This is a genomic window from Pseudomonas sp. So3.2b, from assembly GCF_019464415.1.
Taxonomy (GTDB): Bacteria; Pseudomonadota; Gammaproteobacteria; order Pseudomonadales; family Pseudomonadaceae; genus Aquipseudomonas; species Aquipseudomonas shahriarae.
In genome coordinates, this window is record NZ_CP080494.1 from 3,984,896 (window position 1) to 4,007,278 (window position 22,383).

Sequence of the window (22,383 nt, forward strand, 5' to 3'; positions counted from 1 at the left end):
CGAGACTTTCCCGTGAATGAACTCCTCAACCTGCAAGGCTTCGGCCCGCTGTTGGCCCAGGGTGCCTGGATGACCATCAAGCTGGCGTTCCTCGCGCTGGTCCTGAGCCTGAGCCTGGGCCTGATCGCCGCCGGTGCCAAGCTGTCCAGCCATAAACTGTTGCGCATCCCCGCCACCCTCTACACCACCTTGATCCGCAGCGTGCCGGACCTGGTGCTGATCCTGCTGATCTTCTACAGCCTGCAACTGTGGCTCAATGACTTGACCGAGATGCTCGGCTGGAACTACTTCGAAATTGATCCCTTCACCGCCGGTGTGATCACCCTGGGTTTTATCTACGGTGCGTATTTCACCGAAAACTTTCGCGGCGCGATGCTCAGTGTGCCGGTGGGCCAACTGGAAGCAGCGACCGCCTACGGCTTGAGCCGCTGGCAGCGGTTTCGGCTGGTGATGTTCCCGCAATTGATGCGGTTTGCGTTGCCGGGGCTGGGCAATAACTGGCTGGTACTGCTCAAGTCCACGGCGCTGGTGTCGATCATCGGCCTGGCGGACCTGGTCAAGGCCGCGCAGAACGCCGGCAAGACCACCAATGACCCGTTGTACTTCCTGATCCTTGCGGGCCTGGTGTACCTGGTGATCACCACCCTCTCCAACCGCATCTTCAAACGCCTGGAACGGCGCTACAACGTCGGCATCAAAGGGGTGGCGCGATGATCGAACTGATCCAGCAATATGGCCTGGCGTACCTGTGGACCGATGGCTCTGGGTTTTCCGGGGTGGTCATGACCTTGTGGCTGTTTATCGTGTCGGTGATCCTCGGGTTTTTCCTGTCGATCCCCCTGGCAATCGCCCGCGTCAGCGAGCACTTCTGGCTACGCTGGCCGGTGGAGGTGTACACCTACCTGTTTCGTGGCACGCCGCTGTATATCCAGTTGCTGATTTGCTACACCGGCCTGTACAGCCTGGAAGTGGTGCAGGACAACGCCCTGCTCAATCAGTTTTTCCGCAATGCCTTGAACTGCACGCTGCTGGCCTTTGTGCTCAACACCTGCGCCTACACCGTGGAAATCTTCGCCGGGGCCATTCGCAATATTCCCCATGGCGAAATTGAAGCCGCGCGGGCCTACGGCCTGCACGGCTGGCGGATGAACCTGTTCGTGGTGATCCCCGCCGCGCTGCGCCGCGCATTGCCGGCCTACAGCAACGAAATGATCCTGATGCTGCACGCCACGTCCCTGGCATTTACCGCAACCATCGCCGACATCCTCAAGGTGGCCCGTGACGCCAATGCCGAAACGTTCCTCACGTTCCAGGCCTTCGGCATTGCTGCGCTGCTGTACATGCTGCTGTCCTTCGCATTGGTGGGCCTGTTCCGACTGGCCGAACGACGCTGGATGCGCTTTCTTGTCCCGACCCGAGGCTAACCCATGAATCAGTCCGCACAGGCCCTGGCCGCTCATCCCACACACACTGCCGCGCCCCGCCCGAACGTGGTGGCGGCCGGCGCCAACGTCAAACTCAAGGTCGAAGACCTGCATAAAAGCTACGGCGACCACGAAGTGCTCAAGGGGGTTTCACTCAACGCCAGCAAGGGCGATGTGATCAGCCTGATCGGCGCCAGCGGCTCCGGCAAAAGCACCATGCTGCGCTGCATCAATTTCCTCGAACAGCCCGACGCCGGGGTAATCACCCTGGACGGCATCAGCATTGAAATGCGCCAGGGTCGCGCCGGGGTGCAGGCGCCGCACCAGGCACAACTGCAGAACCTGCGCACGCGCCTGGCCATGGTGTTCCAGCACTTCAACCTGTGGAGCCACATGACCGTGCTGGAAAACATCTGCATGGCGCCACGCCGGGTGTTGGGCGTCAGTGCCGCCGAAGCGGAGAAACGCGCGCGGATGTACCTGGATAAAGTCGGCCTGCCGGGCCGGGTCGCCGATCAATACCCGGCGTTTCTCTCCGGTGGTCAGCAACAGCGCGTGGCCATCGCCCGGGCCCTGGCCATGGAGCCGGAGATTATCCTGTTCGATGAACCGACCTCGGCGCTGGATCCGGAGCTTGTAGGCGAAGTCCTCAAAGTCATACAGACGTTGGCCGAGGAAGGTCGTACCATGCTTATGGTCACCCACGAAATGGGCTTTGCCCGGCAAGTCTCCAGCCAGGTGCTGTTCCTGCACCAGGGCCGTGTCGAAGAACAAGGCAGCGCCGAGATCCTCGACCACCCGACCAGCGAACGCTTGCAGCAATTTCTCTCCAACCGCTTGAAGTGAACACAGAATCGACCATGGATACCAAGGCCAACGGACCCCATTCCACCCCAGTGCTGGATCGCATTGATGAAGCCATCATTGATGTCTTGCGCCATCAGGGGCGTATCACCTACGAAAAGCTGTCTTCGCTGGTGCACCTGACGCCCAGGCCCTGCCTGGAGCGGGTGCGCAAGCTGGAGCGGCGCGGGGTGATTCGCGGCTACGGCGCGATCATTGATGTGCAAATGGTCTCGCCGGGGTTGTCCTTGCTGGTACTGGTGGCCTTGTCGAACCAGAGCGGGCGCTCGGCGCAAAAAGCCTTCGAAGCCTGCGTCAAAGCCTGCCCACAGGTGTTCGAGTGCCAATTGATCAGTGGCCCCTTCGACTACAGCCTGCGCATGCGCTGCCGGGACATGGAGCACTACCGCGTGCTGACGGAAACCTGGTTGAACAATGATGAGCTGCACATCGACAAACTGGTGGCCCATCCGGAGCTGGCGGTGGTGAAAAACACCGCGACTGAGTTGGCCTGAACCCCATCGCCTCACACGATGCAGATCAGATGTGGGGGGGTGGACTTGTGTGGGCTTGCCTGTGTGGGAGCTGGCTTGCCTGCGATGCAGACGCCTCGGTCTATCAGCTATACCGAGGTGATGCTATCGCAGGCAAGCCAGTTCCCACACAAGCCAGCCCGCCATATGCTTCCCATATGTTTCCCACATGTTTTAACCGTGCCCGCCTGAAATCCGCTTGCCGGGGCGCTCACCAATCAGCTTCGCCTGCCCATCCCGCTGCTTCCCCGTCCGCGCCTCGCTGATCAACCCCGGTATCAACTTACCCTCCGGCAAATTCTTCCAGAACCGGCTCGGCAGGTGCCCCTCCATGACCTTGGGATTCAACCGCGCCGGGTTGAAGATATGGCTGTAATAGGTCAGCCACATGGCACTGTGTGGATCTTCGACATTCTGCGCCAACTGCTGCCATTGCTCCGGGCATTGGCGTTGATGAATCAACTGCTCACCGTCGTAATACACCCCATCCAGGGGCGTCGCGATCATCCAGCGATGACGGCCCATGCGCCCGACAAAATGCTGGCTGGCACTGTGCAAAATATCGTGGGCCGGTTCGTGCCAGGCCACGTACTCCGGCAACTCCGGCCCCGCCGCCGCCGGCAGCGCGATAAAACGCACAAACGCATGCAGATGGTGGGCCTCACGCCTTACCTGCTTGATCCGCCGTTGCAACTCGCTGCCCAGTTGATCCCCCGCCATCATCGCCGTGCGGTCACCATGGCTGACGCGCCACAGCACTTCATACAACAGGCTCCAGCGCTGCTCACCGTGGTAACAGGCGGCACTTTCCAGCAGCTCCAGCAGCGCCTTGGGAATGCGTGCCTGGAACGGGCCATTGTGCGTGGGGTAGTGTTCATCGGTGGCAAACAGGTCCGCCACTTCCACTTCGCCCCAACTGACATGGCTGGGGTCGATCTGATGGCTGAGCAGCCAGCGCGCCTGCTCGCGCCAGGTACTGAACAGGTTGTCGCATTCCAGGCTGATCATCCCCATAACCCCATCTGTTGCGGTTGCGGGCGGTCGCGCAGTTGCTCGCGCAGCAGCACGCTGGTGCTTTCCGCCTGCTGGGGGTGGTAGTCGCTGGTGATGAAGAACGGCTTGGCCTTGGTCAACACGCAGCGCATACGCGCCAGGTCTTCAAAACGGATCTTGCGTTGCCGGCGCAGCTCCACCAGGCGTTCGGTGGTACGCAGGCCAATCCCCGGGATACGCGCGATCAACGTCGCCTCGGCACGGTTCAGGTCCAGCGGGAACACCTCGCGATGCTCCAGGGCCCAGGCCAGCTTCGGGTCGATATCCAGCGCCAGATCCCCCGGCCCCGCGAACAGTTCGTTGGCGCGAAAGCCATAACTGCGCAGCAGGAAATCGGCCTGGTACAAACGGTGCTCGCGCATCAGCGGCGGCGCCGCCAGGGGCACGCTTTTCGGGCTATTGGGAATCGGGCTGAACGCCGAGTAGTACACCCGGCGCAACTTGAAGTTGCCATACAGCGCCTCGGCACCGTGCAGGATGGTGCTGTCGTCGGTGTCATCGGCGCCGACAATCATCTGCGTGCTTTGCCCGGCCGGGGCGAACCGCGGTGCCCGGGGCTCGTTGAGCACGGTTTGCTCGCCGGTGAAAATCGTCTGCATCGCCTGCTTGATCGAACCGATCTGCTTCTCCGGCGCGAGGATCTGCAGGCTTTTATCGGTGGGCAACTCAATGTTCACGCTCAAGCGATCGGCATATCGCCCGGCCTCGGCAATCAATGCAGGATCCGCTTCGGGGATGGTCTTGAGGTGGATATAACCGCGAAAGTCATGCTCCTCACGCAGCAACTTGGCGACCCGCACCAGTTGCTCCATGGTGTAGTCCGCCGAACGAATGATCCCCGAACTGAGAAACAGCCCGCTGACGCAATTACGCCGGTAGAAATCCAGGGTCAGGCTCACCACCTCCTCCGGGTTGAACCGCGCACGGGGCACGTCACTGGAGCGGCGGTTGACACAGTATTGGCAGTCGTAGAGGCAGAAATTGGTCAGCAGCACCTTGAGCAACGACACACAGCGCCCATCGGGTGTGTAGCTGTGGCAGATGCCCATGCCATCGCTCGAACCCAGCCCGGCCTTGCCCTCGGAGGTGCGCTTGGGCGCCCCGCTGCTGGCGCAAGACGCGTCGTACTTGGCCGCATCGGCGAGGATGCTGAGTTTTTCGATCAACTGCATGGCGGGCTACCGGACACTGTGTTTTTGTACAGTATCAGCAGCGATACCCGGCATTCAAGGAGAGATCGGCGAACGGTAGAACAAATAGTTGTGGGAGCTGCCGACGTTTTTTCAAACACATCAAGAACAGTTGAGCGACCCCGAACCTTCAATCGTCGCGCGTCAGCACTTCCAGCAACTCAATCTCGAAATGCAGATTGCTATGGGGCTGGATATGCGCGCCCATCGCCCGCTCGCCATACGCCAGATGCGCCGGCACAAACAGCTTGCGCACGCCGCCGACCTTCATCCCCATCAAGCCCCGGTCCCACCCCTTGATCACACGCCCGGTGCCAATCACACACTGGAACGGCTTGCCCCGCTCCCAGGACGAATCAAACACCGTACCGTCTTCCAGGGTGCCGGTGTATTGAGTGGTGATCAGCGCCCCCTTGACCACGGCTTTACCGTCGCCTTGGCGGATGTCGGTGATTTGCAGTTCTTCGTTGCTCATGGGGGATCTCGTTGGGTTCACACTGGCTGGCTTTTTCCCAGAATCAAGCGCCTTTGGCAAGTGCACTCTTAAGGATCCAGACTACGCCTCAGCCAGAAGCGCCTGACTTAACCTCAGCCATCTTTTCCCCTCTTATAAAAAATCAACCACCCCGGTTGCACAACAATAAGAGGTCACACCCCAATGAGCCAACCAACAAGCCCTGTCCGCGTCGCTGTCGTGCAGTTCGACCCCCAGGTCGGCCTGGATAACCGCGAAAGCAATCTGCATCGCAGCCTGGCCTTGGCTGCCGAGGCGGTCAATGGTGGGGCTAACCTGATCGTACTGCCCGAGTTGTCGAACTGCGGTTACTTCTTCAGCAGCCGCCAGGACGCATTCGAGCATGCCGAGCCCGTTCCCGGCGGGGCCAGTGTGCAAGCCTGGATGGCGTTTGCCGCCACCCATCAGGTGTATCTGGTGGCGGGCCTGAATGAGATCGAGGGTCGGCAGTTATTCAATACTGCGGTATTGCTGGGGCCGGATGGGTTGATCGGTAAGTACCGCAAGGCCCACCTATGGAACCTCGAGAAGCTCTGGTTCACCCCTGGCAACCTGGGCTTTCCGGTGTTTGAAACGCCTATCGGGCGCATTGGCCTGTTGATCTGCTGGGACATCTGGTTCCCGGAAGTACCACGCATCCTCAGCCAGCAAGGCGCCGATATTATTTGTAGCCTCAACAACTGGGTGTGGACGCCGCCGCCGCTGTTCGACGAGGCCGGTAAATGCATGGCGTCGTACCTGACCATGACCGCCGCCCACGTCAATAATGTGTTTATCGCCGCCGCCAGCCGGATCGGTGAGGAGCGTGATGCACGCTACCTGGGGTGTTCGTTGATTGCCGGGACCAATGGCTGGCCTATCGGCAAAGTGGCGTCGGCTAACCGCCAGGAAATCCTCTTCGCCGATATAGACCTGACCAGCGCCCGCAGTGCGCCGATCTGGAACAGTCTCAACGACCTGCACCGTGACCGGCGCGATGATCTTTACGATCAGATGCTCGGGTATTGCCAGCACCCCGCCCTGCCACGCTAAAGGGAGGGCGAGTCATGGAAAATTTATTCATGAAACCTGGAAACGAGCGATCTCGGGTCGATAAGGCGATCATCGCATTGGGGCTCATCAGCATCTCGCTGATTGTCTGGACGGTCCTCACGCACCAAGGCTCCTGGCCTAGCTACGGCGATATGGTGGCAGCATTTCCCGACCCCATCGCCTGGCTACGCTGGGTACTGGGAGATGTCAGCGAAGTGGCCTTCTACAAGCATGAGCTTGCCTCCCTCGGGTTGTTGGCGGGTGCATACCTGGCCTGGTGGGCCAGCCGCACCGGCAAGCGCTGGCAAGGCTTTGCGATTTGCTACGGCAGTGGGCTGTGGCCGTGGTTGGTGACCAGTTCCCTGCTGGGCCTGCTGCTGAGCAACCTGCTATGGGGTTGGACGGTCACCGCCGAGACCTGGCAACCCACCTTCGCCGCGTTTGTTTCACTGCCGGCAGCAATGGTCCTGATGTTTGGGGGTGGTTGGAAAGTCACCCTCAATGGCGCGTTGTTGGGGGCGCTGCTGGTCACGCCGATGTGCTTGCTGATCGTCAATTTTGTCTGTGTACCGCTGGATTTGCCGGTGGTGATTGGTAACGTGCTGGGCATGGCGGCGGGCAGCGTGATTGCCTTTGTCATCTGTCGCCGCGTGCCGATTCTGGTGCGCTCGGACTATATCGCCGCGGACAAACCATTGCCGCTCAAGCCGCCAACCTATGGCCTGGGCTGGAGCTTGCGCAGGGTCTTGGCCGATTTTTCCGAAGCGCCGTTCTTCGGCAATGAGTGGGCCAACCTTGGCCTGCTGGCGGGAGTCCTGCTGGCGTATGCCTTGAACCCGTTGAGTGCCGCCTATGGGTCGGGACTGGTGCTGCAACTGATCGGTGCCCAGGCGCTGACATCGGCTCTGGGTGTACTGATCTGGCGCAGTCAGTGGATCAAGCGCGGTTGGTATCCCACCTACGTGCCGCTGGTCTCGGTCGTACCGGCAGCGGTGCTGACCCATGGCGGGAGTTGGATGGTGATTGGATCGAGTGCGTTGCTTGGCGCGTTGATCGCGCCGCCGCTGGCCTGTGCCATTGCCGGGCGGCTGCCGACACACTTTCACCCCTATATCGGTAATGTGATCTCGATGGCGTTGAGCACCTTGCTGATTGTGCCCGTCGTTGGAAGATTGATCGCGTAAACAACCGGGTAAGGCTCTTGAGCCTTACCCGCTCCCAGCCTTACAACCACCGCCAAAACCGCCCCCAGAACCCCCGCTCCAGATCCGCCTTGCACCCTGCATACTGGCGCGCATACAGATCGGAACGGGCCTTGACCTTGCCGGCTACCGGCAACAGCCACGCCTTGCTGGCATAGGTGCGATTCCGGTAGCCGCCCCAGCCTTCATGGTAGTTGAGGTACTGGCCATAGGCGTCGTATTTGTATACGCCGTTGATGCTGGCGGTCTTGTCCATGTACCAGCCGACAAAGTCGATGGCGTCGTCGAAGTCCTGGCGGCTGGCCCAGTTGCGGCCGGTGCTTTTCTGGTAGTCGCCCCACACTTCATCCTTGGCCTGGGCGTAGCCGGCAGCGGTGCTGACGCGGCCCCAGGGGATGATCCACAGCAGGTATTTGCGCGGAGTCTTGGCGTTCTGCCGGAAGCCCGATTCCTGATACATGATGGCGAACGGCACCTGGATCGGCACACCCCAGCGCTTCTGGGTGACTTTGGCCGCGTCGTACCAGTCGTCCTTTTCGCGGAAGATGCCGCAGATGTCGTCAGGGGTGCGTGGCGGCGAGGTACCGCACGCCGCCAACAGGGTGGTGAATAGCAGGAGGGCTGTGGTTTTTACCGGGGTCAAAAGCATACCTTTGCGTGAGCGCGAAAAAAGCCGACAGTTTACGCGCTCACGCAAGGTGTTGCGGTTACGAATCAATGGGCCTTGATCAAGCCACGGGCACTTTGCGGGTCGAAATGGCCAGGCGACCGATGCCAAAGCTCAATGCGGCACCCAGTACCAACATCAACAAGGTGCTCCACGCCGCGCGGGACAGTTGCTTGGCCGCCACTTCACCGGCCTCGCGGGCCTTTTGTTCGGCCTGGGCCTTGAGTTCTTCGACTTTCTGCACGGCCTGCTGATAGGCCTGGGCATAGTTCTCGACAATCTGGCTGGCCTCGGCCTGGCTCTTGCCAGTACGGGCGGCGACGATGTTCACCAGCGCCTCTTTGTCGGCCGCATTCAACGCCGGCTCACCAGAGGCTTTGACGCGCTCGAACCATTGCTTGAGTTCGCTCGCGGCCTGGGCCGGGTTGGTGGCGGCATCAGTGGCCGATTGCTGACCGTCTGCCGCTGCCTGGTTAGCTGTTTGCTCGACGTTAGCCGGATCCAGTTCAGCCTTGCCGCTTTGCTTGAGCAAGGTGTCGAGTTCGCCCTGCAGGCTATCCCAATCCAGGCTGATGCCCTTTTCGTCCAACTGCTGCTTGACGCTGTCGCTGATGCCAGGGGCCACGGCGGCAATGCCGCTACCGGCCGCCGACAGGCCTTTGCCTACGACATTGCCCGCGGCGCCGACCACGCTGGTGGCCAATGCTGCCAGCAGCCAGGTGGTGAGCAAGGTGGTGATGGTCCAGCTCAGGACACCATGCAGGCCGCCGCGATCCGGGGCTGTGCGGCCGGCGACAAAGGCGCCCACGCCAATCGCCAACAGCGTGGAGACAAACAGCCAGATCCCGGCGCCAGTGCCAAAGCCGCTCAACGGGTTGCCTGCCGCCATGGGGTCGACCGCACTGGCGCCGATGGCGGTGCCCAGTACGCTGAGTACCAGGTAGGTCACCAGGGCAATTGCACTGCCGGCCAGTACCGAGCCCCAGGACACACGAAAAGGCGAGCGATGGGTTTCATAGAGGGAGGTCATAATCGTTCCTTGGACAAATGAGCAGACCTTCAGTTTGTCCAGGCCGACGCCTGCGGTCTCGGCACAAATGCACTAGGACGACTGGTGCATTCGCACCCCGTCAAGCTGAATCGGTCTGCACTATGCTCAAGGCCAGTTGTCGTACTCCACACAAGCCAGACATGCCCTGTTGCAGGCGCCGATGTCGTTATGTAGCCATTTTGGAGAAACCATGAGCCAGGCCGTTCTCGCCCAAGAAACCAATCGCCGCCAATTGCAGCAGATCATTTCCGGACTGTCCGATGGGGTGATTCTCGCCGAGATCGACCAGAGCATTCTCTGGGCCAACGAAGCCGCACTGGCCATGCATGGCCTGGATGACATTGCCGGGCTCGGCGCCAACACCGCCGAATACGCCGAGCGCTTTGCCCTGCGCTACCGCAACAATCACCCGCTGCCCCTGGAAGCCTATCCGCTGAGCCGGGTGGCCAACGGCGAAGAGTTCAGTGATGTGGTGGTCGAAGTCACGCCCAGCGCCGACACCGACCGCACCTGGGTCCACCGCCTGCGCAGCCTGGCGCTCACCGACAGCGCCGGCAAGCCGGAACTGCTGGTGCTGATTTTGAGCGATGCCACCGAATGGGCCAGCGCCGAGCAGCGCTTTGAAAAGACCTTCAACGCCAACCCGGCGCCGGCGGTGATCTGCCGCTTGAGTGATCTGCGCTATATCAAGGTCAACCAGGGCTTCCTGGAGATGACTGGCTACAACCGCGACCAGGTGATCGGCCGTTCTGTGTACGAACTGGACGTGCTGGAACAGGCCGAGCGCAAGGAGCTGGCAATCCAGCGCCTGGGCGAAGGCGCGACCATCCCGCAGATGCAAGCCGAGCTGAAACTGCCCGAAGGCGGCAGCAAGCTGGTGATTGTTGCCGGCCAGCCGCTGGATATGAACGATGAGGAGTGCATGCTGTTTTCCTTCACTGACCTTGAGCCCCGGCGCAAGGCCGAAACCGCCCTGCGCCAGAGCGAGGAGCGGTTTGCCAAGTCCTTCCGCCTGACGCCGGTGCCGACCCTGGTGTGCGACGCGGACAATCAGCAGGTGGTGGACGTCAACGACGCGTTCATGAGCGTCACCGGCTACACCAGCGAAGAGTTGATTGGGAAGTCCATCAGCGATATCGACTTCATCGACAGCAAGGAGGCCTGCACGCAGTTGTTCGCCACCCTGGAAAAAGCCGGCAACCTCGACGGCCAGGACCTGAAAATCCGCAAGAAAGGCAATGAGGTGATTGATTGCGTGGTGTCGGCCGACACCGTGAGCATCCAGGACACGACCTGTTACCTGCTGGTGATGATGAATATCACCGAGCGCAAACGCTCGGAGCTGGAGTTGGTGTCGGCTATCGAGGAAGTGATGAAGGACGCGTCCTGGTTCAGCCAGACCCTGATCGAAAAACTGGCCAACGCCAAGAGCGTCAACAGCCCCAACCTGACGACCATCGCCTTTACCGACCTGACCGCCCGCGAGCGGGATGTGCTGGGGCTGATTTGCGAAGGCCTGGCCGACAAGGAAATCGCCTCGCGCTTGAAGCTGGCACCCAATACCGTGCGCAATCATGTGGCCACGGTGTACTCCAAGCTCAACGTGCACAGCCGCAGCGCCGCCATCGTCTGGGCCAGGGAACGCGGGTTGTTTGCCGGGGAACGGCGGGCAAAAAGTGCGAAATAAGGTGCAAATGCACTAGGGCGACCAGTGCAAATTCGCCTTATTGCCGGGCGATGGGCTGCTTAACCTTGAAGGGTAGGCACAGGGTTTGATGCCCTGTGTCATGGCGAGTTTTTTGCCCTTGAAGGAGGCAGCATGAACAGTGAACAAGTCACCGGCCGCGTGAAAAAAGCCGTGGGCAAGGCTCAGGACTTTCTCGGCGAAATGACCGACGACGAACAACTGCAGGCCCAGGGCGTAGCGCGCCAGGCGGCCGGCCAACTGCAACAGACCTATGGCGATGCGCTGGACACTGTTGGTGACTTTGCCCAGCGCAAGCCCCTGGCCACCGTGGCGATCGTCGCTGGCGTGGGCCTGGTGCTGGGCCTGTTGCTGCGTCGTCGTTGATGGGGGCTGGCATGTTTACCCTGGCCCAACTGCGTAATTGCATCGAAGAAGCCCTGTTGCCGCTGACCTGCGAATTCACCCTGTGCCGCGACTCGTCACTGACTTTGAAAGTGTTTGACGCCCAGAGCGGCCGCGTGGACCTGGTGGTCACCGGGATCAGCGTCAACAAACTCAAGACCCCGCAGGACGTCGCAACGATGGTCGAGGAACTGCGCTACGAATTGCACAGCAACACCGTGGGCGGCGCGCTCTCCATCTGACAACACCCCTCTGTAGGGGGCATGCGCCTACCCCTGTGTGGGCTTGCCCGCGATGGCGGTGAGACAGCCAACAGTGACTTGACTGACCCACCGCCATCGCGAGCAAGCTCGCTCCCACAGGGGCGCAGCTCCGCGCTTTGGCCTTGTCTACAACGGGCGCGGCTTCAACGATGCCCCTATAAAGTAGAACAGCCCCCCGGCCACGATAAACCCCGCCAACATGTAGAACATGTAGTGCGCCGGCAGGCTGGCCAGCACCAGGCCGCACAACACCGGCCCCAGTGCGGCGCCGAGGTTGGAGAGGTTTTGCGCACCGTAGTACATGCCGCGCAGATGGTCAGGGGCGATGCGGTCGATAAACATGTATTCGGCGGGAAACACGATGATCTCCCCCACGGTGAAGATCGCCATCGACACCACCCACCACCACACGCTGGTGGACAGCGCAAAACCCATCACCCCGAGCATGAACATGCCCAGCCCGAAGATCAGCCAGCGGCTCAGGTGACGGTGGCTGATCTGCCGACCGATCACGTATTGCAGGGCGATAACCAGCAGGGCGTTGGTGGTCAGGATGGCGCTGATCACGGTGTAGGTGTATTCGGCGTCCGAGGTGGTCACCAGGTACTGCGACAGGTAGGCGGTGAACTGCCCGAATACCACGGCACTGAGCAGGCCGCCGAGGGTAAAGCACACCAGGCGATGATCGCGCAGCAATACCCGGCCCACCGCCAGGAACGGCACCGGTTTTTGCGCGGCGTCCACCGTGGCCAGGCTGCGGTCGCCCCAGCGCCAGTACAGCAGGAAGAACCCCATCCCCAGCAACACCGACAAGACAAACGGCAAGCTCATATCGACCTTGGCCACCATCGCCCCCAGAAACGGCCCTACCGCGTAGCCGATATTGGTCAGGGTGTACTTGATGGAAAACACTTCGCTGCGCGCATCGACCGGCAACAGGCTGGCAAAGCCGGCCTTGACCGCGACATCGATCACCGCATACGCCAAGTTGATCAGGATCAGGCAACTGTAGAAAAGCCATAGCTCGCGAGCCAGCAAGGTGCCGACGAATCCCAGGACGAACAGCAGGCTCAGGCCCAGCAACAGCCGGTAGCTATTGACCCGGTCCACGAGGAAACCGCCGTACACGCTCAACAGGGAACCGACGATCAACGAGCTGCCGATCACCAGGCCCACTTGGCTGATGCCCAGGGCGAAGTGACTGGACAGGTAGATCACCATGTACGGAAAGGTGATCGCCTTGGCCAGGGTCAATACCAGCGTGGCCGATAGCAGCAGGTTTACGCTGCGGGGGTAGTTTTTTATTGTTTTCAGCATCCTGCTCTCGTTTCCTGAAAAGAGTCGTAGCACACGTGCGCAGCTACCTTACCTCAGGATGAGCAGCAAAAAAGACTGTTTTATGCATTCGTGCATGCAATTTTTAAATGCGCGCAGCGAAGGGGGGGAAAGCGGCATCAGCCCGTTTCCCCCCACACCCGTTATTTGGCAGGGGTGATGTCGAGGATGGTGCCATTGGTGATTTTCACCAGCACATAACGATCATTGATCCGCGCCCACTGGCTGTCGTCGTGGGGCGGTTTCAGGCTGCGCTTTTTCCAGTCGCCCAGGGCCGACTCCTTGCGCACCAGGATATCCGGCGCACGGTCTCCGACTTTCAAGTCTCGGGTGTTGATGTTCGAAGGCTCCACGGTTTTCTGCGGATTGTCCTCGGCTTGCACGGTAACGCTGGCGGTGGACAGGCTGGCGGCAACCAGCAGGCTGGCAATCAGGGACGTTGCTTTCATGGGTATTCCTTCAGTAAATAATGCGTACCCAGGTTCCGACAGCAGGGCCCTGCAATCATTCACCGGCAATACAGCCACGGGTATCGGTGCCTGCTAATCTTGCGCCAGCCCTCCATCGAGTCCGAGAACAATGAAAACAGCCCTGACCCGAACCAAACTGCTGGCCAGCGCCCTGATCGTGATCGCCGTGATTGGCGGTGCCACTTATTACTTGCTGGACCGCCGCGCCACCCACGGCCTGCTTGACGGTCCCGAATACAGCGAAGCGCAACTCAATGAGGGCGGTGTGGATGGCATCCGGGACCTGCCGTTGCCAGAAGCAAAAAAACGCCTGAATTACCTGATCCTCGATATGCGCGACGGCATCAACCGCATCGCCATGCTCGAAAGCATGCGCCTGGAAATCGGCCCGGCCACCGCTACACCAGGCGAACAGAAAGAGCTGAACTATGAGGAGCCGTTCGTGCCCTTCCCCGCCGCCGAACTGAAGGCGGCATTGACCGACCTCAAGCGCACACCGGGGCAGTTCCAGCAGTTGTTCTTCGACAATGCATCCGGGCTGAAACTGGAAGTCGAGGCGATTCGCGAGGTGCTCAAGCGCGGGGCCCTGCCCGATCAGCAAACCGAAGCCAGCTATCGCATCCAGACCCTGTACTTTCGCGACGGCTCGCAGCAGCCGTTCGCCGAGGTGGCGATCAAGGATGAGGACAGTGAGGAGCAGGACCAGGACACCACCCAGGCCGAACTCAAGCTCAACAAGCCCCTGGAACGCATCAGCCTGGCCCTGACGTATCAGGCCTACCCCGGCTTCAATAAAATCGTCCTGGACCGGGCCCACCCGAAAGCCACCGCCGAGGGTGGCGAGGTGTACCAACTGACCCATCTGGGCGACGCCAGCGCCTCCTTGCAACTGGCAACGCCGAAAAACAAATCCTATGTGATCCAGGGCCTGACGGCCGATGGCAAGACCCTGTACAGCGGCGGCAACAGCTCCAATTCCTCGCCCACCGCCGAACAAAAGGCCAACCTGCGGGCCTATTACAACGAACTGCTGCGTATGGAAGACAACTTCGCCGACTTCAAGAGTGCCGCGGCGGTGCAGGATCATCTGGAACAGTTCGCCAGCAACCTGCCCAGCTCCGACAGCGAGCTGAGTAACGTGCAGGCCACCTACCAATTCGAAGACACCCCCGCCAGCATCGTGATTTACGTGCTGGACCCGCTCCAACCCCAAACCCTTGATTGGGACATGCACAACAGCACCACCCCTCGCGAGCGCTACATTGCCTACGATAGCGCCAGCGAAAGCAGCGGTTTTATCGACAGCAAGGGGCAATGGGTGGTCAAGCCGCGCTTCAAGCGCATTGATACCACCGAGATGCCCGGTGTGTACCACATCATGGTCGGCGAAAAATCCTCCGGCGAGGGCTGGAGCGAATTGCAGTTCAAGTACTTTGCCTTTGTACCCGGTACGCAAACGTTGAAAGAACTGCCCTTCGAAATCATCGACAGCGCGGTCAACGACGACCTGATGATTGTCGAGCGTGAAACCAACGGCCCCTATGGGGTCTACGACGTGAAGAAGCTACAGGTCGTGGTGCCCATGAAGTACGTCAACCCCAGTGTGATCGGCAACGTGTTCATCGCCCGCCCTGGCGAGACCACCTATGGCTCGAACTCGTTGTACGGCGCCTGGAGCCTGAGCGGCAAGGAGCTGTTGGCACCGCGCTACTCCGCAATCAACGGCAGCGGCGAGTTTATCTACGCCACCTCCGCCGACCAGAAACAGACCGACGTCTACAACCTGCAGATGAAGAAACTCAACCCACCCGGCGCGACCGTCTTCGGCCAGTTTGTCCAGGGCCAGCCCCTGCTGATCCAGGACCGTGGCAGCCGCAAATACAGCTTTATCAACGAACAGGGCAAGGCGCTGCCTTTGAGCCTGCCATTCGATGACGTCAACCCGTTCTCCAACGGCATGGCGGTGGTGCAAAAGGGCAGCCGCTATGGCGCCATTGATGTACACGGCAAACTGCGCGTGCCCGTGACCTACAGCAAACTCAACCCCTTCCAGAAGAACCTCGCCTCGGCAGAAATGGATGGGTTTGAAGGCTTGGTATTGATCGACAAAAACAACCGCGTGGTGAAAAAACTGGGGTCGTATACCCACTACAGCTTCCCGTACAACAGCAACGAAGCGACCTATAGCATCTGGGATACCCAGGTGCCAAACCGGGTCAATGTGTTCGACGCCGATGGCAACCAGACCGATAGCTTCGAGCGCGAGTGAGGTGATACAGGCCCTTGCAGGAGCTGGCTGGCCGGCTCTTACAAGGGCTCTCTATTGCGCGCATGAAATTAATCCTGTAATTTTTCATGAAATTTTTAGATAAGAATTTCACGAAGCACCCATGGACAAACAAGAAGAACTGGACGCCCTGGCGATCCTGATTCACGACCTGCGCAAATACAAGAAGCTCACCCTGGCCCAACTGGCGCAGAAGATCGAGCGCTCCGTGGGGTTCCTGTCCCAGGTCGAGCGTGGCTTGTCGCGCCCCACCGTGGCGGACCTGACTGCCATCAGCCATGCGCTGGACGTACCCACCACCTACTTCTACAGCCTGTCCAAACCCAAGGCTGTGGCCTGGGTCACCCGCCCCAACGAGCGGCGCACGGTGTATTACGCCAACGGCATCACCGACATCCTCGTCTCCCCCAGCATGCAGGGGGCGTTTTCGATCCTCGACAGCCTGCTCGAACCCGGCGCCAACAGTGGCGAGCAGACCATGAGCGACCGCGCCGAGCAGGCCGGTTATGTACTCGAAGGCCACCTGACGCTGTGGGTCGAAGGCGAGGCCGACGCGGTGACTCTCGGCCCCGGCGACAGCTTTCACCTCGCCAGTTTTGCCCACTGCCGCTACGGCAACCTGACCGACCTGCCGGCACGCGTGCTGTGGGTCTACAACTAAGGCACACCAAGGAGCGTCACCCGTGAAAAGCCATTCCTCCACGTTACTGGCCGAAGTACGGACCTTTCGCCAGAACCATCCGGATGTACGTTATGTCGACCTGATCGCCCTGGATATCCCAGGGCGTTTCTACGGCAAGCGCTACCCGGTTGAAATGTTGGAAAAAGTCGCCGCCGGCAGCCCCCTGAAGCTGCCGCAGAACGCCGTGCTGCTGGGCGCCCAGGGCGGTCTGTTCAAGATTGGCGACTACTGCTTCCATGACGGCGACCCCGACGCCAACCGCCGCCTGGTGCCCGGTACGCTCAAGCCGGTGAGCTGGGAAGCCCAGCCTCTGGGGCAAATGCTGATCACCTCCGACGGCACCGAGGCCCCCATCGAATTCGAACCCCGTGAAGTCCTGGCCAAAGTCCTCGAGCGCCTGCACCGCAAGGGCATTCACCCGGTGGTGGCGTTTGAGCTGGAGTTCTACCTGTTCGATAAAAAGCTCAACGACGGCCTGCCGCAATTTGCCCGCGACCCGTTGAGCGACGACCCCGATGACCAACCGACCCTGCATATCGAGCGGCTGTCGCGTTTTGCGCCGGTGCTCGATGATATGGTGCAGACCGCCCAGGCCCAGGGGATCGACATTACGGTGGTCACTGCCGAACTGGGCCCCGGCCAGTTTGAAATCAATTTTGGTCACCTCGACGATGGCCTGCGCGCCGCCGACTGGGCCGCCCTGTTCTGCCGCAGTACCCGTGGCGTGGCGCTCAAGCATGGCTATCGCGCCAGTTTCATGGCCAAGCCCTACCTGCAACATCCGGGCAGTGGCATGCATGTGCATGTGAGCCTGTATGACGCCGCCGGCAACAACCTTCTGGCGACGCACCAGCAACAGCCGTTGCGCCACGCGGTGGCGGGTTGCCTGGCACTGCTGCCGCACTGCATGCCGATTTTTTCGCCCAACCACAACGCCTTCCGCCGCCTGGGCGGTACGGTCAATGCGGCCACCAAGGCCTGCTGGGGCTACGAGGACCGTGACGCCTGCGTGCGCATTCCCGAGTCCGACCCGCGCAACCTGCGGATCGAACATCGGTTGGCCAGTGCCGACGCCAACCCGTACCTGGTGCTGGCGGCGATCCTGGTCGGGCTGGAGCACGGCCTGGACGCCGCGCAGGAGCCTATCGCACCGCTGAACGAAGACCGCACCAGCGGCCATGACTTCCCCCTGGAAATGCTCGAGGCGGTGCGCGCCATGCAGCAACAACCGGTCCTGCGCGAGGGCTTGGGTGCGGAGTTTGTCGACGTCTATTGCGAAAACAAACGCCAGGATCATCTGGCCTTCCAGCAGGAGATCAATGCGCGGGAATATCGCTGGTACCTGTAGATACCGAGCACCCTGCACATTCCTTGTGGGAGCTGGCTCCCACATTTTGAGCTTCGCGACCTTGAGTAAGGTGCTACTTTGAAAAAGCCCGACCATCGCCCTCTCCTGCGGACTGCCCCATGACCGACCAAAGCGCCCCTGCCCTCAAGGAAATCTTCAACGTCGAACGCCTGCAACACATCGCCGATGAGATGAGCGCGGTGTACCCGCCCTTCGATGCCAAGGGCTTTCTCAAGCACGCCAAGCGTGACCTGGCCGGGTTGTCGGTCATGCAGCGCATGGCTCGGGTCAGTGAAAGCCTGCACGCAGTGATGCCCCTGGACTATCCGCAAACCCTCGAACATTTGTATGCCCTGGCCCCGCGCCTGAACAGTGGTTTTGTCAGCCTGTTCCTCGGGCATTATGTGGCCAGCTATGGCCTGGATGATTTCCAGCGCTCAATGGCGGCGCTCAAGTACTTCACCACATTTGGCTCTGCCGAATTTGCTGTGCGGGCCTTTCTGCTCAAGGATTTCCAACGCACCCTGGCGGTGATGCAGCAATGGTCGCTGGATGACAACGAGCACGTACGCCGCCTCGCCAGCGAGGGCTCGCGGCCGAGGTTGCCATGGTCGTTTCGCCTGGCCCAGGTGCAGGCCGATCCGCGCCTGTGCGCGTCGATCCTGGAGAACCTCAAGGCCGACAGCAGTCTGTATGTACGCAAGTCCGTGGCCAACCACCTCAATGACATCACCAAGGACCATCCGGATTGGGTGCTGGATGTCATCGAAAGCTGGTCCCTGGACAACCCCCACACCGCCTGGATCGCCCGCCACGCCCTGCGCAGCCTGATCAAACAAGGCAATACCCGCGCGCTGACGATCATGGGGGCCGGGGCGCGGGCCGAGGTGAAAATCCACCAGTTCAAGGTCGAGCCCCCGGTGATTCGCCTGGGTGAGCGGATCAACCTGTCGTTCAGCCTCGAATCCACCACCAGCGCCCCACAAAAACTGGTGGTGGACTACGCCATCGACTATGTAAAAAGCGCAGGCCATAGCGCCGCCAAAGTGTTCAAGCTCAAGGCTTTTACCCTCGGCGCGGGTGAACGGCATACGCTGCTGCGTGGCCAACATATCCGCGATATGACCACGCGCAAGCACTACCCCGGCCGGCATACGGTGCATGTGCTGGTGAACGGCGAACGCCTGGCCAGCAGCGACTTCGAGCTGCTCGACTGACCACCTTTACCAAGACGAAGGCTCTATCTCGGGCCTTTCAGCGATATTTATTGTCCGACAATACTGGTTTTTGGTGTTGCGATCCATTATCATCTGCCGCCTTCTTGGTACCCGCCAGGGTATCTGTGTCAATGTTCCACCTGAGGCGCCCATGCACCGTTTCTCGTTTTACTGCCCTTTGATTTGCGCCAGTCTGGGGCTTGTTTCGCACACTGCTCATGCCGCGTTGCAACCCATGGCCGAAGCTGCACTTGCCAACGAATCCGAGCTGCACTGCCACTTCAACCGTGATGCCAGCACCGATTGCACCACCACCTACCGCTATACCATTCTCAAGCCCAGCGGCCGGGAAATTTTGTCGCGAATCGACTTCAACTATGCCGAAGGCGATAGCTTTGAAGTGCTGCACGCCGAGTCCACCCAGCCCGGCGGCAAGCCACAGCTGCTCGGCGAAGCACAGATCGACACGCGCACCGCGCCCAACCCTGACCAGGGGTTTTCCAGGCTGAAGCAAACGTCCCTGGCATTCCCCAACCTGCGGGTCGGCACGCAGATCCGCTACACCGTGCGCGAGCATCACCCCGCCAAGCCGCTGATGACCGAGTTCCACTACGCCCTGCAGTTCGGCCCCAGCAATGCGCGGCGCGACCGGCTCAAGGCGCGCTTCACCGCAGAACGGCCGATCGAGTGGCGCGCCGAGTTGATGGACGGCTTCACCATTACCCCCTCGGTCAATCGCAAGACCCTGGATATCGAGCAAAAGACGCCGACCTATCTCAACTACATCAACGAATCGGGCCACGCCTATATCCGCCTGATCCCACGGATCGAAGTGGGCAGCAGCCTCGATGTGCAAAAACATTTCGGCGGTTTTGCCCAGCGCTACAACCAGATCCTCGCGGCCAAGCTGCCGGCTGACAGTGCCGCCGCCGTAGCTGCGGTGAAGGGCTTGGACCCGGCGCAGCAAGTGGCCGGCCTGATGCAGCACATCAACGACCATTACCGTTACCTGGGTGACTGGCGTGCCACCGATCGCGGCTATGTGCCGTTTAACCTGGAGGAGATCGAACAGCACGGTTATGGCGACTGCAAGGACCTGTCCCTCCTCCTCACCGCCATGCTCAAGGCCAGCGGGATCAAGGCCGAGACTGCCTGGGTCAGCCGTGGGGATGTAGTGGATTCGCTGCTGGTGCCGGGCACCGGTGCGCCCAACCATGCCATCGTGCGCGCCGAAGTGGCCGGCCAGGTGTGGTGGCTGGACCCGACCAACCCGGTGTTCGCCCCAGGCCAGACCCTGCCCGATATCCAGGACCGCTGGGTACTGGTCAACGATGCCCAGGGCCGGGTGCGTGAGGAACATATCCCCCTGGCACGCCCTGACACCAGCATCCGCCTGGACAAGCAGGTGCATTACGACAAACAGGGCAACGGCACGACCCGCGCCAGCGTCACCTTCAGCCGCCTGCCCCTGATGCAACTGAGCATGGCTGATCGCGAACAGGGGGCTACCGCCACCGACCAGAACATCTGCGACAACTTTGGCCGCGAGATCAGCGATTGCCAGGTCACCCGCCAGCCCACCGGGTTCGTGCAGCCCGACAGCTACACGGTCAAGGCCAGCATGACCGACCTGGGCGCCCTGGAAAAACTCGACGAAGGCTACGTCTACACCGACCAGTCGCTCAAAGAGAAATGGGACGGCCTGCTCAACTACCGCCGCAACGGGCAACGGGGCGACCTGTACATGGGCAACCCGGACACCGTCGACTACACCTTTACCTTGACCGGCGGGCAGATGGACAAGCCGGTTCAAGGCTGCAAGATCAACTCGCCGTGGTATGACCTGGAACTCGATGGCGAACAGCTCAAGGATGGCTTGCGCTACCACTACCGGTTGACCCAGAAAGTGCGCTGGTTGAGCCATGATGAAATCGTCAGCGCGCCGTTTGAAAAGATGATCAACGATGCCCGTGCGTGTGATGAACAGGTACACCAGACAGTAAAACTCTAAGCCCACACACAGTCCCATGTGGGAGCTGTCTCGCCCTGCGAGGCTGCGATGGCGGCAGGTCAGTCAACATCAATGCTGGCAGTACCGCCGCCATCGCAGCCTCGCTAGGGCTCGACAGCTCCCACATTTGATCTCTGTAGATCCCCCTTGCCCTTCGCTACGCGCCCAACAGCAGCCCCTGCTCCTTGGCACACAACTCCACCACGTAATCCCACAACACCCGCAACCGCACCGACTTGTGCAATTCGCGTCGGGAGCTGATCCAGTAACTGCGCTGGATGCCCTCTTCCGGCAATAGCGGCACCAGGTCCGGGTCCCCAGCGGCCACAAAACACGGCAACACGGCAATCCCCAACCCCGAGCGCGCCGCCTGGTGCTGGGCGATGACGCTGGTGCTGTGGAATACCACCCGGGGGTTGCGGCAAAAGCTGCTGAGGAGTTTCAGTTCCTGGCTGAACAGCAGGTCGTCGACGTAGTCGATCCACGCGTGGGCGGCCAGGTCTTCGCGTTTCTCGATGGCTGGCGAACGCGCCAGGTAGCTGCGGCTGGCATAGAGGGCCAGGCGGTAGTCGGTGAGTTTGCGCGTGACCAGTTGATCGACGCTGGGGCGCTCCAGGTGGATGCTGATCTCCGCCTCGCGGTTGAGGATGCTGACAAAACGCGGCACCGCCACCAGTTCCACTTCCAGCCCCGGATAACGCTCGAACAGGCCGCCCATGCGGCTGGCAAGGAACATCACCCCCAAGCCTTCGGCGACCCCCAGGCGAATCTTGCCCAGGGGCGCGGCGGAATGGGTCAGCTCTTCTTCGGCGAGCAGTGCAACGTTCTCCATGGCTTCGGCATGCTTGAGCAGTGCTTCGCCCGACGGCGTCAGTTCGTACCCCTGGGCATGCTGCACAAACAGCGCGGTGCCGAGGCTTTTCTCGATGGCCTCGATATGCCGGGCCACAGTGGCATGCGTGGTTTTCAGGCGCTGGGCGGCGGTGAGCAGGCGCCCGCTGCGCTGCAACTCAAGAAAATACCGCAGGTCATTCCAGTCGAACATGTCACCCCCCTCTCGGCCATGAGCGCAGCGCTGTTTAAAAACGCACAGCAGCTGGGTAAAAACTAACATTTTTAAGACGAAAACTAACAACTAGGATGGAGCCAATAAGAAAAACAAGCGAGACCCC

At 60.8% G+C, this 22,383-nt stretch carries 22 protein-coding genes; 14 read left to right on the plus strand and 8 right to left on the minus strand.

The annotated features are described in order from the left end of the window. The first annotated feature begins 12 nt into the window (after positions 1-12). From K1X80_RS17785 to K1X80_RS17800, 4 genes are read left to right on the plus strand one after another with little or no spacing between them, the layout of a single operon-like run. Positions 13-714, plus strand: a complete 702-nt coding sequence (locus K1X80_RS17785; protein WP_057960092.1) for an ABC transporter permease — start codon at positions 13-15, stop codon at positions 712-714. Then, complete coding sequence (locus K1X80_RS17790) at positions 711-1,424, plus strand: ABC transporter permease (protein WP_220172384.1); 714 nt, start codon at positions 711-713, stop codon at positions 1,422-1,424. The genes K1X80_RS17785 and K1X80_RS17790 overlap by 4 nt, the downstream gene beginning before the upstream one ends. 3 nt (positions 1,425-1,427) lie before the next feature. Beyond that, positions 1,428-2,270, plus strand: coding sequence for an ABC transporter ATP-binding protein (locus tag K1X80_RS17795; RefSeq protein ID WP_225923795.1), 843 nt, complete (start codon positions 1,428-1,430; stop codon positions 2,268-2,270). A gap of 14 nt (positions 2,271-2,284) precedes the next feature. Continuing rightward, positions 2,285-2,782, plus strand: coding sequence for an Lrp/AsnC family transcriptional regulator (locus tag K1X80_RS17800; protein WP_057439425.1), 498 nt, complete (start codon positions 2,285-2,287; stop codon positions 2,780-2,782). 192 nt (positions 2,783-2,974) lie between these two features. On the opposite strand, the gene K1X80_RS17805 is transcribed toward K1X80_RS17800, so the two are convergent. The 3 genes from K1X80_RS17805 to K1X80_RS17815 form a co-directional block, all read right to left on the minus strand. After that, complete coding sequence (locus K1X80_RS17805) at positions 2,975-3,808, minus strand: TIGR03915 family putative DNA repair protein (protein ID WP_057439426.1); 834 nt, start codon at positions 3,806-3,808, stop codon at positions 2,975-2,977. Further along, a complete protein-coding gene (locus tag K1X80_RS17810) occupies positions 3,805-5,025 on the minus strand; it encodes a putative DNA modification/repair radical SAM protein (protein ID WP_115128533.1) in 1,221 nt (406 codons plus the stop codon). The genes K1X80_RS17805 and K1X80_RS17810 overlap by 4 nt, the downstream gene beginning before the upstream one ends. Before the next feature lie 148 nt (positions 5,026-5,173). Further along, positions 5,174-5,518, minus strand: a complete 345-nt coding sequence (locus K1X80_RS17815; protein ID WP_057959126.1) for an FKBP-type peptidyl-prolyl cis-trans isomerase — start codon at positions 5,516-5,518, stop codon at positions 5,174-5,176. Between the two features lie 183 nt (positions 5,519-5,701). Between K1X80_RS17815 and K1X80_RS17820 the strand changes: the two genes are divergently transcribed. Both K1X80_RS17820 and K1X80_RS17825 read left to right on the plus strand, forming a co-directional pair. Further along, on the plus strand, positions 5,702-6,589 hold the full coding sequence (locus tag K1X80_RS17820; RefSeq protein ID WP_057439430.1) for a nitrilase family protein: 888 nt from the start codon (positions 5,702-5,704) through the stop codon (positions 6,587-6,589). Positions 6,590-6,603: 14 nt separating this feature from the next. Then, positions 6,604-7,773 (plus strand): hypothetical protein, encoded by a 1,170-nt coding sequence (locus tag K1X80_RS17825; RefSeq protein WP_220172385.1) that lies wholly within the window; start codon positions 6,604-6,606, stop codon positions 7,771-7,773. A 40-nt stretch (positions 7,774-7,813) separates the two neighbouring features. Here K1X80_RS17825 and K1X80_RS17830 read toward each other — a convergent pair whose 3' ends face one another. Both K1X80_RS17830 and K1X80_RS17835 read right to left on the minus strand, forming a co-directional pair. Continuing rightward, positions 7,814-8,434, minus strand: a complete 621-nt coding sequence (locus K1X80_RS17830) for a hypothetical protein (protein WP_225923796.1) — start codon at positions 8,432-8,434, stop codon at positions 7,814-7,816. 85 nt (positions 8,435-8,519) lie between these two features. Continuing rightward, positions 8,520-9,488, minus strand: coding sequence for a hypothetical protein (locus K1X80_RS17835; protein ID WP_120733539.1), 969 nt, complete (start codon positions 9,486-9,488; stop codon positions 8,520-8,522). A 211-nt stretch (positions 9,489-9,699) separates the two neighbouring features. On the opposite strand from K1X80_RS17835, the gene K1X80_RS17840 reads away from it, so the two are divergent. The 3 genes from K1X80_RS17840 (at position 9,700) to K1X80_RS17850 (ending at position 11,840) form a co-directional block, all read left to right on the plus strand. Further along, positions 9,700-11,196, plus strand: coding sequence for a PAS domain S-box protein (locus K1X80_RS17840; protein ID WP_057439433.1), 1,497 nt, complete (start codon positions 9,700-9,702; stop codon positions 11,194-11,196). Positions 11,197-11,328: 132 nt separating this feature from the next. Further along, entirely contained in the window at positions 11,329-11,580 is a 252-nt protein-coding gene (locus K1X80_RS17845; protein WP_057439434.1) for a CsbD family protein, read from the plus strand. An 11-nt stretch (positions 11,581-11,591) separates the two neighbouring features. Continuing rightward, entirely contained in the window at positions 11,592-11,840 is a 249-nt protein-coding gene (locus tag K1X80_RS17850; RefSeq protein ID WP_038441863.1) for a DUF1652 domain-containing protein, read from the plus strand. A 147-nt stretch (positions 11,841-11,987) separates the two neighbouring features. Here K1X80_RS17850 and K1X80_RS17855 read toward each other — a convergent pair whose 3' ends face one another. Together K1X80_RS17855 and K1X80_RS17860 are read right to left on the minus strand one after the other, a co-directional pair. After that, positions 11,988-13,178: an MFS transporter gene (locus K1X80_RS17855; RefSeq protein WP_057959124.1), complete on the minus strand. Its 1,191-nt coding sequence runs from the start codon at positions 13,176-13,178 to the stop codon at positions 11,988-11,990. 161 nt (positions 13,179-13,339) lie between these two features. Beyond that, the gene (locus tag K1X80_RS17860) at positions 13,340-13,645 is read right to left on the minus strand and encodes an RcnB family protein (RefSeq protein WP_198831232.1); all 306 of its coding nucleotides are present in this window, start codon (positions 13,643-13,645) and stop codon (positions 13,340-13,342) included. 130 nt (positions 13,646-13,775) lie between these two features. On the opposite strand from K1X80_RS17860, the gene K1X80_RS17865 reads away from it, so the two are divergent. The 5 genes from K1X80_RS17865 (at position 13,776) to K1X80_RS17885 (ending at position 21,211) form a co-directional block, all read left to right on the plus strand. Then, entirely contained in the window at positions 13,776-15,935 is a 2,160-nt protein-coding gene (locus tag K1X80_RS17865; protein ID WP_220172386.1) for a WG repeat-containing protein, read from the plus strand. A gap of 121 nt (positions 15,936-16,056) precedes the next feature. Next, positions 16,057-16,614, plus strand: coding sequence for a helix-turn-helix domain-containing protein (locus K1X80_RS17870; protein WP_057959121.1), 558 nt, complete (start codon positions 16,057-16,059; stop codon positions 16,612-16,614). 22 nt (positions 16,615-16,636) lie between these two features. After that, a complete protein-coding gene (locus K1X80_RS17875) occupies positions 16,637-17,983 on the plus strand; it encodes a glutamine synthetase family protein (RefSeq protein ID WP_220172387.1) in 1,347 nt (448 codons plus the stop codon). A 119-nt stretch (positions 17,984-18,102) separates the two neighbouring features. Further along, the gene (locus K1X80_RS17880; protein ID WP_169990473.1) at positions 18,103-19,200 is read left to right on the plus strand and encodes a DNA alkylation repair protein; all 1,098 of its coding nucleotides are present in this window, start codon (positions 18,103-18,105) and stop codon (positions 19,198-19,200) included. A gap of 151 nt (positions 19,201-19,351) precedes the next feature. Then, positions 19,352-21,211 (plus strand): DUF3857 domain-containing transglutaminase family protein, encoded by a 1,860-nt coding sequence (locus K1X80_RS17885; RefSeq protein ID WP_220172388.1) that lies wholly within the window; start codon positions 19,352-19,354, stop codon positions 21,209-21,211. Positions 21,212-21,368: 157 nt separating this feature from the next. Here the strand turns inward: K1X80_RS17885 and K1X80_RS17890 are convergent, their stop codons facing one another. Beyond that, positions 21,369-22,256 carry a LysR family transcriptional regulator gene (locus tag K1X80_RS17890; RefSeq protein WP_057439441.1) on the minus strand — a complete coding sequence of 296 codons (888 nt, stop codon included), beginning with the start codon at positions 22,254-22,256 and terminating at the stop codon, positions 21,369-21,371. Positions 22,257-22,383 lie beyond the last annotated feature (127 nt).